The sequence below is a fragment of the Enterobacter sp. RIT637 genome, assembly GCF_019718755.1.
In the GTDB taxonomy this organism is placed as follows: domain Bacteria; phylum Pseudomonadota; class Gammaproteobacteria; order Enterobacterales; family Enterobacteriaceae; genus Enterobacter.
Genome location: NZ_JAIHAZ010000006.1, coordinates 198,894 through 215,237, shown reverse-complemented (window position 1 = coordinate 215,237; position 16,344 = coordinate 198,894). Strand labels below are relative to the sequence as shown.

Here is a 16,344-nt window from a genome sequence, read left to right as displayed (position 1 = left end):
TCTATGTTAAGGGTCTACCACTCAAATCGTCTGGATGTGCTGGAAGCACTGATGGAGTTTATCGTTGAGCGCGAGCGGCTTGACGATCCTTTTGAGCCTGAAATGGTGCTGGTGCAGAGCACCGGCATGGCGCAGTGGCTGCAAATGTCGCTTTCCCGGAAATTTGGCATAGCGGCAAACATTGATTTCCCGCTGCCCGCGAGTTTTATCTGGGAGATGTTCGTGCGCGTACTGCCCGACATCCCTGAACAGAGCGCCTTCAACAAGCAGAGCATGAGCTGGAAGCTGATGGCCCTGCTACCCGATATGCTGCCAGGCGATGCGTTCGCCATGCTGCGTCACTACCTTAATGACGATACCGATAAGCGCAAGCTGTTCCAGCTGGCGTCGCGCACGGCCGATCTCTACGACCAGTATTTAGTGTACCGGCCCGAATGGCTGACTGCCTGGGAAGCGGGTGAACAGGTGGAGGGCTTACCGGAAGCACAAGTCTGGCAGGCACCGCTGTGGAAAGCGCTGGTGGAACATACTGAGGCGCTCGGTCAACCAAAGTGGCACCGTGCAAACCTCTACCAACGGTTTATCTCGATACTCGAAAATGCGTCGGAGCGACCAACCCGTCTGCCGTCACGCGTGTTTATCTGCGGTATTTCGGCTTTGCCGCCGGTCTATCTGGACGCGCTAAAAGCGCTGGGTAAACACATTGATATCCATATTCTGTTCACCAACCCGTGTCGCCACTACTGGGGCGATATCCAGGATGCGCGCTGGCTGTCACGGCTGGTCACCCGTCAAAGAAAACGCCTCTTTGAAGAGCGCTCTGTCCCTCTGTTTAAAGACAGTTCGACCGCCGCGCAGCTTTTCGATGAGGAGGGCATTCAGAACCTGCCGAATCCGCTGCTTGCGTCCTGGGGCAAGCTGGGACGCGACTACATTCACATGCTCTCTGACATTACGTCATCTGGTGAGGGGGACGTGGACGCCTTTGTTGAAATCGAATCTGACAGCCTGCTGCACAACATTCAGTTGGATATTCTGGATCTGGAAAACAGGGCAGTCATGGGCGTGACGGAGGAAGAGTTCGAACGCAGCGACAGGAAAAGGAAGCTGGACCCTGACGATCGCAGTATCACCCTTCACGTCTGCCATAGCCCACAACGTGAGGTGGAGATCCTTCATGACCGCTTGCTGGCGATGCTGCAGGACGATCCTGAGCTCACGCCGCGCGACATTGTGGTGATGGTGGCAGACATCGACAGCTATAGCCCCTTTATTCAGGCCGTTTTTGGCAGCGCGACGGGGGATCGATATCTTCCTTACGCCATTTCTGACCGTCGTGCACGTCAGTCCCATCCGGCCTTGCAGGCATTTATCTCCCTGCTGTCGCTGCCGGACAGCCGGTTTATTTCTGAAGATGTGCTGGCGCTGCTGGATGTCCCTGTTCTGGCTGCCCGTTTCAACATCAATGAAGAGGGGCTACGCTATCTTCGCCAGTGGGTTAACGAATCCGGCGTTCGCTGGGGGATTGATGACGACAACGTGCAGGAGTTTGAACTCCCACCAACGGGGCAGCACACCTGGCAGTTTGGCCTGACGCGAATGCTGCTCGGGTACGCAATGGAGAGCAGCCAGGGTGAATGGAATGACGTTCTGCCATACGACGAGTCCACCGGGTTAATCGCGGAGTTGGTCGGGCATTTAGCCTCGCTGCTGATGCAGCTAAACCGCTGGCGACGGGAGCTGATGCAGCCGCGACCGCTGGATGCCTGGCTGCCGGTATGCCGGGAAATGCTCACCGATTTCTTCCTGCCGGACAGTGAAACAGAAGCGGCGATGGCACTCATTGAAAAGCAGTGGCAGGCCATCGTGGATGAGGGCGTGAATTCGCACTATCAGGAGGCGGTGCCTTTGTCGCTTCTGCGCGATGAGCTGACCCTGCGCCTCGATCAGGAGCGAATCAGCCAGCGTTTCCTGGCAGGACCGGTCAATATTTGTACCCTGATGCCGATGCGATCCATTCCATTCAAAGTGGTCTGTCTGCTCGGGATGAATGACGGCATTTATCCTCGGGCATTACCGCCGTTAGGCTTTGACTTGATGAGTCCTAAACCGAAGCGGGGCGACCGCAGCCGTCGCGATGATGACCGTTATCTGTTCCTGGAAGCGCTCATTTCAGCGCAGAGCAAACTGTATATCAGCTACATCGGCCGATCGATCCAGGACAACAGCGAACGTTTCCCGTCGGTTCTTGTGCAGGAGCTGGTGGACTATATCGGGCAGAGCCACTATTTACCGGGAGACGAAGCGCGTAATTGTGATGAGAGTGAGCAGCGGGTGAAGGCCCACATCACCTGTTGTCATAGCCGTATGCCCTTTGATCCGGTGAACTATGTTGCCAATGAACACCAGAGCTATGCCCGCGAGTGGCTCCCGGCAGCGAAGAAAGAAGGGATGGCACATACCGATTTCATTCAGGAGCTTGATGAAATCCCCCTGGAAACGTTGACCTTCGAACAGCTTCAGCGTTTTTGGGCACACCCGGTGCGCGCGTTCTTCCAGCAGCGTTTGCAGGTCAACTTCCGTTCTGAAGAGAGTGAAATTCCTGATGCCGAACCCTTTATTCTGGATGGATTGGAGCGCTACAAGCTGAACCTTCAGCTCCTGAATGCCCTGGTCGAACAGGAAGATGCAGCCACGCTTTTTCGCCGCTACCGTGCCGCGGGTCAGTTGCCTTACGGTGCGTTCGGGGAGATTGTCTGGGAGGCGCAGTGTCAGGAAATGAAGGCACTTGCTGAACGCGTCATTGAGTGCAGACAACCCGGTAAAAGCATCGAAATCGACCTTGACTGTAACGGTGTCCATTTGACCGGCTGGCTGACGCAGGTTCAGCCGGACGGACTGCTGCGCTGGCGGCCCTCGATGCTCAGCGTTTCACAGGGTTTGCAACTCTGGCTCGAACATCTTGTCTACAGTGCTGGCGGTAATACGGGTGAAAGCCGAATTTTCGTGCGCAAAGAGGGCGAATGGCGTTTTCCGCCGATGGAGGCTGAGCAGGCCTTGTGTTATTTGTCACTTTACATCGACGGTTACCGTCGGGGAATGAATAAACCTCTGCTCCTGCTGCCGGAAAGCGGTGGCGCGTGGATAAAAGCCTGTTATGACGCGCAGAATGATGCCATGTTAACGGATGACGCTTCACTGCAGAAAGCGCGGAATAAGTTTGTGCAGGCCTACGAAGGTAACATGATGGTGCGTGGCGAAGGGGAAGATGTCTGGTATCAACGTTTGTGGCGAACGCTTGAGCCAGAATACTTCGACACGATCACTGAAGAAGCACAGCGCTACCTGTTACCGCTGTTCAAATTTAATCAGTCCTGAGCGCTGTATAAAAATTGCGCAGTATGAGGTGTTCATTTATGATGCACTTCTTATCACGGACTGATGTACCCAATAAAGAGATGTTGGCGTGTCCAGCACGCAATGTATTAATGATGTAGCCGTGATAAAGAGGTAGCACCTTGTTTAAAGCGTTGGTTTTGTTTGTCGCCCTTTGGGCACCCTTCACTCAGGCAGATTCCGGTTGGCAACCCGTTCAGGAAACTATCCGTAAGAGCGAAAAAGACACCCGCCAGTATCAGGCAATCCGCCTTGATAACGGCATGACCGTGCTGCTCGTTTCCGATCCGCAGGCGGTGAAATCGCTCTCGGCATTAGTCGTGCCGGTTGGGTCGCTTGAAGATCCCGAGGCTCATCCGGGGTTGGCACACTATCTGGAACACATGACGCTGATGGGATCGAAAAAATACCCGCAGCCAGATAGCCTGTCCGAATTCCTCAAAATGCACGGTGGCAGTCATAACGCCAGTACAGCACCGTACCGCACCGCGTTTTACCTCGAAGTTGAAAACGATGCGCTGGAAGGCGCTGTCGACCGCCTGGCGGATTCGATTGCTGCACCGCTTCTGGATAAAAAATACGCTGACCGCGAACGCAACGCCGTTAACGCCGAGCTGACCCTGGCCCGCACCCGCGACGGTATGCGTATGGCACAGGTGAGTGCCGAAACCATCAACCCGGCGCACCCAGGCTCGCGTTTTTCGGGCGGCAACCTGGAAACGCTGAGCGATAAACCGGGTAGCCCGGTGCTTGATGCGCTGCACGCGTTTCGCGATAAATACTACTCCGCTAACCTGATGAAAGCGGTTATCTACAGCAACAAGCCGTTGCCGCAGCTGGCGAACATGGCGGCGCAGACGTTTGGTCGTGTGCCAAATAAGAACATCGATCTCCCACAGATTAGCGTTCCGGTTGTCACGGATGCACAGAAAGGGATCGTGATCCACTACGTCCCGGCAATGCCTCGCAAGGTGCTGCGCGTTGAGTTCCGCATTGATAACAACACCGCGCAATTCCGCAGCAAAACTGACGAGCTGGTAACCTATCTTATCGGTAATCGCAGCCCTGGCACGCTCTCTGACTGGCTGCAAAAGCAGGGGCTGGTGGAAGGTATTCGCGCAGACTCCGATCCCGTCGTGAACGGCAACAGCGGCGTGCTGGCCATTTCCGCGACCCTGACGGATAAAGGGTTGGCTAACCGTGACGAGGTGGTTGCGGCCATCTTTAGCTATCTCTCATTACTGCGGGAGAAAGGCGTCGATAAACGCTACTTTGACGAACTGGCACATGTACTGGATCTCGATTTCCGTTACCCGTCCATTACCCGCGACATGGATTACGTGGAGTGGCTGGCGGATACCATGATCCGCGTGCCGGTGGAACACACGCTGGATGCGGTCAATATTGCCGATCGGTATGACGCCGATGCGGTGAAAGCGCGTCTGGCGATGATGACGCCGCAGAACGCCCGTATCTGGTACATCAGCCCGAACGAGCCGCATAATAAAACGGCCTATTTCGTGGATGCGCCTTATCAGGTTGATAAAATCAGCGAATCAACGTTTGCAGACTGGCAGAAAAAAGCCGGTGAGATTGCGTTGAAACTGCCGGAGCTGAATCCCTACATCCCGGACGATTTTTCGCTGATCAAGACCACAAAGGCGTACCCGCATCCGGAACTTATCGTTGATGAGCCAACGCTGCGCGTGGTCTATACCCCAAGCCGCTACTTCGCAAGTGAGCCAAAAGCCGATGTCAGCGTAGTTCTGCGTAACCCGAAAGCGATGGACAGCGCTAAAAATCAGGTGATGTTTGCGCTCAATGACTATCTGGCCGGTATTGCCCTCGATCAGCTCAGCAACCAGGCCGCCGTCGGGGGGATTAGCTTCTCGACCAACGCCAATAACGGCTTAATGGTCAATGCCAACGGCTATACTCAGCGCTTACCGCAGCTGTTCCTGGCGCTCCTGGAAGGCTACTTCAGCTACACGCCAACGCAAGAACAGCTTGAGCAGGCTAAGTCCTGGTATGCGCAAATGATGGATTCCGCAGAGAAGGGCAAAGCCTACGATATGGCGATTATGCCTGCGCAAATGCTTTCGCAGATCCCTTACTTCCAGCGTGAAGAGCGCCGTGCGCTGTTGCCCTCTATCACATTAAAAGATGTGCTGGCATACCGTGACGCGCTGAAGGTCAATACGCGCCCGGAGTTCCTGATCGTGGGGAACATGAGCGAAGATCAGGCTAAAACCCTGGCGCAAAATGTCCGTACACAGCTGGGTTCAAAAGGTGACGAGTGGTGTCGCAACCAGGACGTGCTGGTTGAGAAAAAGCAGAATGTGATTTTCGAAAAAGCGGGTAGCAGCACCGATTCCGCGCTGGCCGCCGTGTTTGTCCCGACCGGGTATGATGAGTTTGCCAGCTCTGCGCAGAGTGCTGTTCTTGGACAAATCATCCAGCCGTGGTTCTACAACCAGTTGCGTACTGAAGAGCAGCTTGGCTATGCGGTCTTCGCCTTTTCCATGAACGTGGGCCGCCAGTGGGGCCTTGGCTTCCTGCTGCAAAGCAGTGATAAACAGCCTGCCTACCTCTGGCAGCGCTATCAGGCTTTCTTCCCGCAGGCGGAAGCAAAACTGCGCGCCATGAAGCCGGACGAGTTTGCCCAGATCCAGCAGGCGGTCATCGCGCAGGTGATGCAGGCACCGCAAACCCTGGGTGAGGAAGCGTCTCAACTGAGCAAAGATTTTGATCGTGGTAATCTGAAGTTTGATTCGCGTGATAAAGTAGTGGCCGAAATAAAACAGCTGACGCCTCAGAAGGTTGCCGATTTCTTCCATCAGGCGGTGATTAAACCGCAGGGGATCGCCATTCTGTCTCAGGTTTCCGGTAGCCAAAACGGCAAAACGGATTACGTTAACCCGAAAGGCTGGAAAATCTGGAAGAGCGTCACTGCGCTGCAGCAATCAATGCCCTGGAGTAAGAAAGAATGACCGATACCGCTGAGACCCTTGATCCCTTACGTTTACCTCTACAGGGCGAACGATTGATTGAAGCCTCAGCGGGAACGGGAAAAACCTACACCATCGCCGCGCTCTATCTGCGTCTGCTGTTAGGGCTTGGCGGTACTGCCGCTTTTCCGCGTCCGTTAAGCGTGGAGGAGTTGCTGGTGGTGACCTTCACCGAAGCAGCTACCGCCGAGCTGCGTGGCCGTATCCGTGCCAATATTCACGAGCTTCGCATCGCTTGCCTGCGACAGAGCACCGATAACCCGCTTTACGCCAGCCTTCTGGACGAAATTGCCGATAAGCAGCAGGCAGCCCATTGGCTGCTGCTGGCGGAACGGCAAATGGATGAAGCGTCCGTTTTCACCATCCACGGCTTTTGTCAGCGCATGCTGAGCCTGAATGCCTTTGAGTCCGGCATGCTGTTTGAACAGCAGCTCATTGAAGACGAGTCTGAGCTTCGCTATCAGGCCTGTGCAGATTTCTGGCGTCGCCACTGTTACCCCCTGCAGCGTGACATCGCCGAAGCGGTACATGCGTTGTGGAAAGGCCCTGAAGAGCTTTTGCGCGCTATCGATCGCTATCTGCAGGGGGAAGCGCCCGTCATTAAATCACCGCCGCCAGCGGACGAAACGCTGGCATCTCGCCATGAAAAGATCGTCACGCAAATTGCGACCTTAAAGCAAAAGTGGAATGCGTCCGTCGGTGAAATTACCTCGATCCTCGAAAACTCCGGTATCGACAGGAAAAAATTTAACCGCGGCAATCAGGGCAAATGGATCGACAAGATCAGCGCCTGGGCACAGGAAGAGACGCGAGGCTACCAGCTCCCGGACGCTCTGGAAAAGTTCTCCCAGCGTTTTTTGACCGAGCGGACGAAAGCCGATGGCATTGTGCCAGAGCATCCTCTTTTTGTTGCCATCGAGGGTCTACTGGCTGAGCCGTTAACGCTTAACGACTTAATGATTACCCGCGCCATGACGGAAATCCGTGAAGCCGTGGCGCGTGAAAAACGCCGTCGGGGTGAACTGGGCTTCGACGATATGCTAAGCCGTCTGGACGCCGCGCTGTGCAGTGAAAATGGCGAAGCGCTCGCTGCGGCAATCCGCACGCGTTTTCCGGTGGCCATGATCGATGAGTTTCAGGATACGGACCCCCAGCAGTACCGTATTTTCCGCCGTATCTGGCGTCAGCAGCCAGACACTGCGCTGCTGTTGATCGGTGACCCGAAGCAGGCGATTTACGCCTTCCGCGGCGCTGACATTTTTACCTACATGAAGGCCCGTAGCGAAGTTGCAGCCCATTACACCTTAGAGACTAACTGGCGATCCGCTCCGGGCATGGTGGAAAGCGTCAACACGCTCTTTAAGCAGATGGACGCGGCGTTTATGTTCCGTGAAATTCCTTTCCTGCCGGTCAAGTTTGCTGAAAAAAATGCCTCGTTGCGCTTTGAGTTCAATGGCGTGACTCAGCCAGCCATGAACCTTTGGCTACTCGATGGTGAAGGCTGTGGCGTTGGGGATTATCAAAGTGCAATGGCGCAGCACTGCGCCGCACAGATCCGCGACTGGCTGAGTGCCGGAGCGCGTGGCGAAGCCGTGTTATGGCGAGGGAAACAGGCTCACCCCGTTAAGGCATCCGATATTACGGTGCTGGTGCGCAGTCGCCAGGAGGCGGCGCTGGTCCGCGATGCGCTGACTTTACTCAACATCCCGTCCGTCTATCTCTCGAATCGCGACAGCGTCTTTGAAACTCTTGAAGCGCAGGAGATGCTGTGGCTGCTGCAGGCCGTGCTGGCCCCCGAGCGTGAAAGCACGCTTCGCAGCGCCCTGGCCAGCGCAATGATGGGGTTGAATGCCCGTGATATTGACGCGCTAAACAACGATGAGGAAGCCTGGGATAACGTCGTGGAAGAGTTTGCCCACTACCGGGAACGCTGGCAAAAGCGCGGCGTAATGGCCATGCTGCGCGAGCTGATGGCGAAGCGTCAAATTGCGGAGAATATGCTCGCTACGGCAGGCGGCGAGCGCCGCCTGACAGATATTCTGCATATCAGCGAGCTGTTGCAGGAAGCGGGAACGCAGCTCGAAAGCGAGCATGCGCTGGTGCGCTGGCTGTCACAACAGATTGGCGATCCGAACAGCAATTCATCCAGTCAGCAGATGCGCCTCGAAAGCGATAAGCATCTGGTGCAGATCGTCACCATTCACAAGTCGAAAGGTCTTGAGTATCCGCTGGTCTGGCTCCCGTTTATCGCCAACTATCGTGTGCAGGACCAGGCCTTTTACCACGACCGTGAATCATTTGAAGCCGTGCTCGATCTCAGTAAAGCGGAATCCAGCGTTGAGCTGGCGGAGGCCGAACGTCTGGCAGAGGATTTACGCCTGCTCTACGTGGCGCTGACCCGCTCGGTCTGGCACTGCAGTCTGGGCATTGCGCCGCTGTTCCGCCGCCGTGGTGATAAGTCAGGAGAGACCGATTTCCATTTAAGCGCGCTGGGGCGTCTTATTCAGCTCGGTGAGCCAAAAGATGCGGCAGGCCTGCGCAAGTGCGTTGAGGCGCTGTGTGGTGACCATATTGCTCTGCATATTCCCTCATCGCCGGATAACAGCCGCTGGCAGATGCCGGAGCAGCCTGTTTCCGATCTGAATGCCCGGCAAATCCAGCGAACTCTCGCTGACGACTGGCGCGTAACCAGTTACTCCGGTTTACAGCAGCACGGGCAGAGCATTGCGCAGGATCTGATGCCGAAGCTGGATGTAGATGCCGCCGGAGTGGGAGACGTACTCCCTGAGCCTGCCCTGACTCCGCATCAGTTCCCACGCGGCGCGTCACCCGGCACCTTTTTACACAGCCTGTTTGAAGAACTGGATTTCACCCAGCCGGTTTCTACGGAATGGGTGCTGAAAATGCTCCAGAGCGGCGGCTTTGACGAGAAATGGCAGCCCGTCCTCACCGACTGGGTCACTGCGATTTTGCAGGCGCCGCTCACGCAGCAGGGGATTTCGCTCAGCCAGTTGACCGCTAAAGACAAGCAGGTGGAAATGGAGTTTTATCTCCCTATCGCCAGCCCGCTTAAAGCCGATGCGCTTGATGCGTTGATCCGTGAGTACGATCCGCTTTCCGCTGGATGCCCGCCGTTAAACTTCCGCCAGGTTCAGGGGATGTTAAAAGGTTTTATCGACCTGGTTTTCCGCCATGAAGGGCGTTACTACCTGCTGGATTACAAATCGAACTGGCTGGGTGACAGCAGCGAAGCCTACACGCAGGACGCGATGGCATCAGCCATGCAGCAGCATCGCTACGATCTGCAGTACCAGCTTTATACGCTGGCGCTGCATCGCTATCTGCGCCACCGCATTGCCGATTACCGTTATGAAGATCATTTCGGCGGCGTTATTTATCTCTTCCTGCGCGGGGTGGACGCTACGGATCCCCACTCCGGCATTTTCAGCACGCGCCCGGACGCGGCATTGATAGAAAAGATGGATGAGTTGTTTGCCGCAACCACGGAGGAGATGGCATGAGGATGCAGGAACTATTGCTGGAAGCCGTGGAGCAACGCGTACTGCGCCACCTCGACGTTCAGTTCGCCATGATGGTGGCGGGCGAGGAGCCTGAAGTGATGCTCGCAGCCGCTCTCCTCAGCAAAGACGCCGGAGAAGGGCACGTTTGCCTGCCGCTTTCGCGCCTGGTGCTGAATGAACAAATGCCTGCGGCATTGCAGTCCTGTTTCGTTCTGCTGGGGGAATCGGTGGACTGGCAGGCTGTATTACTCCGCTCTCCCGCCGTCAGCGGGGCCGAAACGCAAACGCCGATGATCCTGACCGGCGAGCGTTTATACCTTAACCGCCTGTGGCGCAACGAGCTGACGGTGGCGCGCTTTTTCAGCGAAACGAATGCCCCGCTTCCGTGTGATGAAGCGCAGCTCCGGCAAACGCTGGATGGCCTGTTTAGCTCGGGCGAGGCCATCGACTGGCAAAAAGTGGCGGCGGCCGTGGCCCTGACTCGGCGGATTTCGGTGATTTCTGGCGGGCCGGGCACCGGGAAAACCACCACGGTGGCAAAGCTCCTCGCGGCGCTGATTCAGCTATCTGGCGAGCAGAAATGCCGTATCCGGCTGGCCGCACCTACCGGTAAAGCCGCGGCGCGACTCACGGAGTCGTTGGGTGGGGCGCTGCAAAAACTGCCGCTTACCGAGGCGCAGCTTGCCCTTTTCCCCAATGAGGCCAGCACCTTACACCGTCTGCTTGGCGCACAGCCGGGCAGCCAGCGGCTGCGATATCATGCCGGCAACCCGCTGCATCTGGACGTGCTGGTGGTGGATGAAGCCTCAATGATCGACCTGACGATGATGTCGCGGCTGATTGATGCGTTGCCGCCTCACGCGCGGGTTATTTTCCTTGGTGATCGCGATCAGCTTGCCTCTGTGGAAGCCGGAGCGGTGCTGGGGGATATTTGCACCTACGCCAGTTTTGGCTATACCGCAGCGCGTGCTCAGGAGCTGGCTCGCCTGACCGGCTGCGCGCTCGAACCCGATAATTCACCGATAGCGGGGGCGCTGCGCGACAGCTTGTGTCTGCTGCAAAAAAGTTACCGCTTCGGCAGCGACTCCGGTATCGGCCAGTTGGCTGCTGCGGTAAACCGCGGCGATCGGCACAGCACGCGCGTGGTATTTGACGGCACCTTTACCGACATCGAGAAAAAATCGCTGCAAAGCAGCGAAGAGTATCAGGCGATGCTGGATGACGCGCTGGAAGGGTATCAGCACTTCCTGACCTGTGTACAACAGCAGAATACGCCGGAGCAGGTCATTGCCGCATTCGGTGAATATCAGCTCCTGTGTGCGCTGCGGGAGGGGCCGTTTGGCGTCAGTGGGCTAAACGACAGGCTGGAACAGCTGCTGGCGCAGAAGCGTAAAATCAACCGTTTGCCGCATTCGCGCTGGTACGAGGGGCGACCGGTAATGATCTCCCGCAATGACAGCGCGCTGGGCTTGTTTAACGGTGATATCGGGATTGCGCTCGATCGCGGTCAGGGGCTGCGCGTCTGGTTCATGATGCCGGATGGAAGCGTGAAGTCCGTTCAGCCAAGTCGCCTGCCCGAGCATGATACGGCGTGGGCGATGACGGTACACAAATCCCAGGGCTCTGAGTTTAATCATGCGGCGCTGATCCTGCCTACGCAGCTGTCACCCGTCATCACCCGCGAGCTGATTTACACCGCCATTACCCGCGCGCGCCAGCGGCTGTCGCTTTATACCGATGAACGCGTTCTGGTACAGGCCATTGCCGCGCGCACGGAACGTCGAAGCGGCTTAAGCGCGATATTCGAGTCCCTCTAAGTGAAACGCCCTCACCGGACGGTGAGGGCGTTTTATCACCCCAGGTCAGCCATCAGCACTTTTGAACGGCGCTGATAGTTGTACATCTCTTTCTTGCTTTCCGGCAGTGAATCAATGTCGACCGGCGTAAAGCCGCGCTCCTGGAACCAGTGAATGCTGCGTGTCGTCAGAACAAACAGCTTGCTGAGCCCAATCTGGCGCGCCTGGGCTGCCACACGCTCCAGCAGCATCTCGCCGCGGGAAGAGCTGCGGTAGTCAGGATGCACGGCCACGCAGGCCATTTCGCCAATCTTCTCCTCCGGGAACGGATAGAGCGCGGCGCAGGCGATGGTCAGGTTATCGCGCTGGATGATGGTGAATTTGTCGATCTCCATCTCCAGCTGCTCGCGTGAGCGGCGAACCAGAATCCCCTGCTGTTCCAGCGGACGGATCAGTTCCAGAATGCCGCCAATATCGTTGATGGTCGCGCGGCGGATCTGCTCGGCGCTCTCCATCACAATCTGCGTACCAATACCGTCGCGGGAGAACAGCTCCTGCAGCAGCGCACCGTCTTCCTGATAGCTGATCAGGTGGCTACGGCGCACGCCGCTGCGGCAGGCTTTCACTGCGCCACGCAGAAAGCGCACGGTGCCGGAGTGGTAATCTCCCGCTTCCTCGAGCGCTTCAACGCGCGCCTGCGCTTCGTTGGGGAATAGTTCAGGCACAATCATCCCTTCATCGTTTTCGACACCCTGTGAGGAACAAAACCCAATCATTTTTTCCGCTTTCAGCTTGATAGCAAGCTGGGTGGCAATCTCTTCAGACGTCAGGTTAAAGCTTTCGCCCGTTACGGAAACTGCGACCGGACCCATCAGCACGATGGCGCCGCTGTCCAGCTGACGGTGAATGGCCTCTTCATCAATACGACGAATACGACCGCTGTGGCAATAATCCACGCCGTCGTCCACGCCAAGCGGCTGAGCGATGATGAAGTTACCGCTCACGACGTTAATATGCGCGCCCTGCAGCGGCGTATTGTTCAGGCTCATCGACAGCCGGGCGGTAATGTCCAGCTGCAGCAAACCCGCAGCCTGTTTCACCAGTTCAAGCGTTTTCGCATCCGTCACGCGGGTATGTTTATGATAAATAGGCTCATGCTGATGAGAGGCCAGATTGGCATCGATCTGCGGGCGTGCGCCATACACAACAACCAGGCGGATGCCGAGGCTGTGCAGAAGACCTATATCGTTGACGATGCTGGAAAAATTCTCATGCTCAATGGCTTCGCCGCCGAGCATGATGACGAACGTTTTCCCCCGATGGGCGTTGATATAGGGAACAGAATGGCGGAATCCCTGGACCAGTTCGGTTCTACGTTCCTTCACCATGGCACAACCCTTAATGAATGTTTATTCGTAATTTCTGTATTTTTATTCGATTATGGCTGCGTGTGCAAGCCTAAATTTTCCGCGACACACAGAAAAGAATAAGTAATCCGTGCGTTAACGTATGATTGTTTACCCTTTTATAGATGACAGTTTATGCGTCATTCGTTAAAGTTTTCGGTCAATCTGGACATTTTGTATATCAGTTCGTTTTCTTGCTCGGGAGAAGCATGTCGGGATCCAATTCAGCAATAAGCCGCCGCCGTTTGTTAAAAGGGGCCGGGGCAATGTGGTTGCTTAGCGTCAGTCAGGTCGGTCTTGCTGCCACAAGCCAGGTGGTGGCAGTGCGCGTCTGGCCGTCGTCGACCTATACGCGCGTGACGGTCGAATCCAATCGCGTGCTGAAATATAAGCAATTTGCCCTCAGCAATCCTGAACGTGTGGTCGTGGATCTCGAAGGTGTAAACCTCAATTCCGTGCTTAAGGGGATGGCGGCGCAGATCCGCGGTGACGATCCTTTTATCAAGTCAGCGCGCGTTGGCCAGTTTGATCCGCAGACGGTTCGTATGGTGTTTGAACTGAAGCAGAACGTGAAACCGCAGCTGTTTGCGCTTGCGCCGGTAGCAACGTTTAAAGAGCGTCTGGTGATGGATCTTTATCCCGCCAACGCAACGGACATCCAGGATCCGCTTCTGGCGCTTCTGGAGGATTACAACAAAGGCGATCTTGAACGTCAGGTTCCACCCGCGCAAAGCGGCCCACAGCCGGGTAAAGCAGGGCGCGATCGTCCGATTGTGATCATGCTGGATCCCGGCCACGGCGGCGAAGACTCCGGCGCCGTCGGGAAATATCACACCCGTGAAAAAGATGTGGTGCTGCAGATCGCCCGTCGCCTGAAGGCATTGATTGATAAAGAAGGCAATATGCGCGCCTACATGACGCGTAATGAGGATGTCTTTATTCCACTGAAAGTGCGCGTGGCGAAAGCGCAGAAGCAGCGCGCGGATCTGTTCGTCTCCATCCATGCGGATGCCTTTACCAGTCGCCAACCGAGTGGTTCATCGGTGTTTGCGCTCTCGACCAAAGGGGCGACCAGTACTGCGGCAAGATACCTTGCGGATACGCAGAACGCCTCGGACTTAATTGGTGGCGTGGGCAAGAGCGGCGACCGCTACGTCGATCACACCATGTTCGATATGGTGCAATCATTAACCATCACCGACAGCCTGAAATTTGGCAAAGCGGTGCTCGGTAAGCTGGGCAACATCAATAAGCTGCATAAAAACAGCGTCGAGCAGGCCGGGTTTGCGGTGCTGAAAGCGCCGGATATTCCGTCCATCCTGGTCGAAACCGCGTTTATCAGTAACGTGGAAGAGGAGCGCAAGCTCAAGACCGCTAAATTCCAGCAGGAAGTGGCGGAGTCGATTCTGGCAGGGATACGGGCGTATTTCTCAGACGGGGCGACGCTGGCGCGACGTGGTTAGTGCTGTACGCCGGGTTATCGCCCGGCCGTTTCACAAACTGCAGATACAAAAAAACACCCTTAAGGGTGTTTATTGTTTTTAGAAGTGTTGGTTGCGGGGGCCGGATTTGAACCGACGACCTTCGGGTTATGAGCCCGACGAGCTACCAGGCTGCTCCACCCCGCGTCCGTCTTTCTACAGTCGTAGAAACTTACTTCTTCAAATTTGATTGGTTGCGGGGGCCGGATTTGAACCGACGACCTTCGGGTTATGAGCCCGACGAGCTACCAGGCTGCTCCACCCCGCGTCCGTCTTTCTACAGTCGTAGAAGATACTTCATCAAATTTTAATTGGTTGCGGGGGCCGGATTTGAACCGACGACCTTCGGGTTATGAGCCCGACGAGCTACCAGGCTGCTCCACCCCGCGTCCGTGGATGCGCACTATACTCGGTTAGGTTTGTGATGCAACCCCTTTTTCACATTAATCATGATTTTGTATGTAAATTGAACGACATGGCACCATTTGGACTATTTTTTGCGCAAAATTTGCCAAAGGGCATGTGATTGCATTTCATTAGCCCTGGCGGTTTGTTATCTTCATCACGCGGATAAGGGCAACTTAAAGACGAGATATAATGAAAGGACGTTGGGCGAAGTATCTGATGACGGGCGCAATGGTAGCGATTCTTGCGGCCTGTTCTTCCAAACCGACCGATCGCGGTCAACAGTATAAAGACGGGAAGTTATCCCAGCCTTTCTCTTTAGTTAATCAGCCTGATGCGGTCGGCGCACCGATCAATGCCGGCGATTTCTCCGAGCAGGTCTACCAGATCCGCACTGCGTCGCCGCGTCTGTATGGCTCACAGAATAATGTCTATAGCGCGGTACAGGACTGGCTGCGTGCGGGCGGTGATACGCGCAATATGCGCCAGTTTGGTATTGATGCCTGGCAGATGGAAGGGGCGGATAACTACGGCAACGTTCAGTTCACCGGGTATTACACGCCCGTGATTCAGGCGAGACATACCCGCCAGGGCGAGTTCCAGTATCCTATCTACCGTATGCCGCCAAAACGCGGCCGCTTGCCGTCTCGTGCTGAGATCTACGCCGGTGCGCTGAGCGAAAATTACATCCTGGCCTACAGCAACTCGCTGATGGATAACTTCATCATGGACGTTCAGGGCAGCGGGTACATTGATTTCGGTGATGGTTCGCCGCTTAACTTCTTCAGCTATTCCGGCAAAAACGGCCACGCCTATCGCAGCATCGGTAAGGTGCTGATCGACCGCGGCGAAGTAAAGAAAGAAGATATGTCGATGCAGGCGATCCGCGAGTGGGGCGAAAAACACAGCGAAGCCGAAGTGCGCGAGCTGCTGGAGCAGAACCCGTCGTTCGTCTTCTTTAAACCGCAAAACTTCGCGCCTGTGAAAGGGGCGAGTGCGGTACCGTTGATCGGTCGCGCATCGGTCGCCTCGGATCGGTCGATTATTCCTGCGGGCACCACGCTGCTTGCTGAAGTGCCTCTGCTGGACAACAACGGCAAATTCAACGGCAAGTATGAGCTGCGTCTGATGGTGGCGCTGGACGTCGGCGGCGCAATCAAAGGCCAGCACTTCGATATTTATCAGGGCATTGGCCCTGACGCAGGCCATCGTGCGGGCTGGTATAACCACTACGGACGCGTATGGGTGCTGAAGGCTGCGCCGGGTGCCGGAAACGTATTCAGCGGCTGATTGTGGTATTCTGAGCGCAATACGGATTACTGTTCAGGGTG

The 16,344-nt window shown here is 55.9% G+C and carries 7 protein-coding genes and 3 tRNA genes; 6 read left to right on the top strand and 4 right to left on the bottom strand.

All coding sequences use genetic code 11. The annotated features are described in order from the left end of the window. The first annotated feature begins 3 nt into the window (after positions 1-3). The 4 genes from recC (at position 4) to recD (ending at position 11,742) form a co-directional block, all read left to right on the top strand. Positions 4-3,378, top strand: coding sequence for an exodeoxyribonuclease V subunit gamma (gene recC / locus K5E19_RS12165; protein ID WP_221551417.1), 3,375 nt, complete (start codon positions 4-6; stop codon positions 3,376-3,378). A gap of 140 nt (positions 3,379-3,518) precedes the next feature. Continuing rightward, complete coding sequence (ptrA, locus tag K5E19_RS12160; RefSeq protein WP_221551416.1) at positions 3,519-6,386, top strand: pitrilysin; 2,868 nt, start codon at positions 3,519-3,521, stop codon at positions 6,384-6,386. Continuing rightward, positions 6,383-9,925 (top strand): exodeoxyribonuclease V subunit beta, encoded by a 3,543-nt coding sequence (recB, locus tag K5E19_RS12155; protein ID WP_221551414.1) that lies wholly within the window; start codon positions 6,383-6,385, stop codon positions 9,923-9,925. The genes ptrA and recB overlap by 4 nt, the downstream gene beginning before the upstream one ends. Then, the gene (recD, locus tag K5E19_RS12150) at positions 9,922-11,742 is read left to right on the top strand and encodes an exodeoxyribonuclease V subunit alpha (RefSeq protein WP_221551412.1); all 1,821 of its coding nucleotides are present in this window, start codon (positions 9,922-9,924) and stop codon (positions 11,740-11,742) included. The genes recB and recD overlap by 4 nt, the downstream gene beginning before the upstream one ends. Positions 11,743-11,777: 35 nt before the next feature. Here the strand turns inward: recD and argA are convergent, their stop codons facing one another. Continuing rightward, positions 11,778-13,109 carry an amino-acid N-acetyltransferase gene (gene argA / locus K5E19_RS12145; RefSeq protein WP_010435120.1) on the bottom strand — a complete coding sequence of 444 codons (1,332 nt, stop codon included), beginning with the start codon at positions 13,107-13,109 and terminating at the stop codon, positions 11,778-11,780. Between the two features lie 227 nt (positions 13,110-13,336). On the opposite strand from argA, the gene amiC reads away from it, so the two are divergent. Then, positions 13,337-14,590 carry an N-acetylmuramoyl-L-alanine amidase AmiC gene (gene amiC, locus K5E19_RS12140; RefSeq protein ID WP_089601161.1) on the top strand — a complete coding sequence of 418 codons (1,254 nt, stop codon included), beginning with the start codon at positions 13,337-13,339 and terminating at the stop codon, positions 14,588-14,590. 88 nt (positions 14,591-14,678) lie between these two features. On the opposite strand, the gene K5E19_RS12135 is transcribed toward amiC, so the two are convergent. The 3 genes from K5E19_RS12135 to K5E19_RS12125 form a co-directional block, all read right to left on the bottom strand. Next, positions 14,679-14,755, bottom strand: a tRNA-Met gene (locus K5E19_RS12135). Positions 14,756-14,799: 44 nt separating this feature from the next. Then, positions 14,800-14,876, bottom strand: a tRNA-Met gene (locus tag K5E19_RS12130). 44 nt (positions 14,877-14,920) lie between these two features. Then, positions 14,921-14,997: transfer RNA gene (locus tag K5E19_RS12125), tRNA-Met, on the bottom strand. Positions 14,998-15,205: 208 nt separating this feature from the next. On the opposite strand from K5E19_RS12125, the gene mltA reads away from it, so the two are divergent. Further along, positions 15,206-16,303, top strand: a complete 1,098-nt coding sequence (mltA, locus tag K5E19_RS12120) for a murein transglycosylase A (RefSeq protein WP_221551411.1) — start codon at positions 15,206-15,208, stop codon at positions 16,301-16,303. Positions 16,304-16,344 lie beyond the last annotated feature (41 nt).

Excerpts from the sequence above, each read along its gene's own strand:
- recC (WP_221551417.1), top strand. The coding sequence starts at position 4 with ATGTTAAGGGTCTACCACTCAAATCGTCTGGATGTGCTGGAAGCACTG.
- recB (WP_221551414.1), top strand. The coding sequence starts at position 6,383 with ATGACCGATACCGCTGAGACCCTTGATCCCTTACGTTTACCTCTACAG.
- recD (WP_221551412.1), top strand. The coding sequence starts at position 9,922 with ATGAGGATGCAGGAACTATTGCTGGAAGCCGTGGAGCAACGCGTACTG.
- argA (WP_010435120.1), bottom strand. The coding sequence starts at position 13,109 with ATGGTGAAGGAACGTAGAACCGAACTGGTCCAGGGATTCCGCCATTCT.
- amiC (WP_089601161.1), top strand. The coding sequence starts at position 13,337 with ATGTCGGGATCCAATTCAGCAATAAGCCGCCGCCGTTTGTTAAAAGGG.
- mltA (WP_221551411.1), top strand. The coding sequence starts at position 15,206 with ATGAAAGGACGTTGGGCGAAGTATCTGATGACGGGCGCAATGGTAGCG.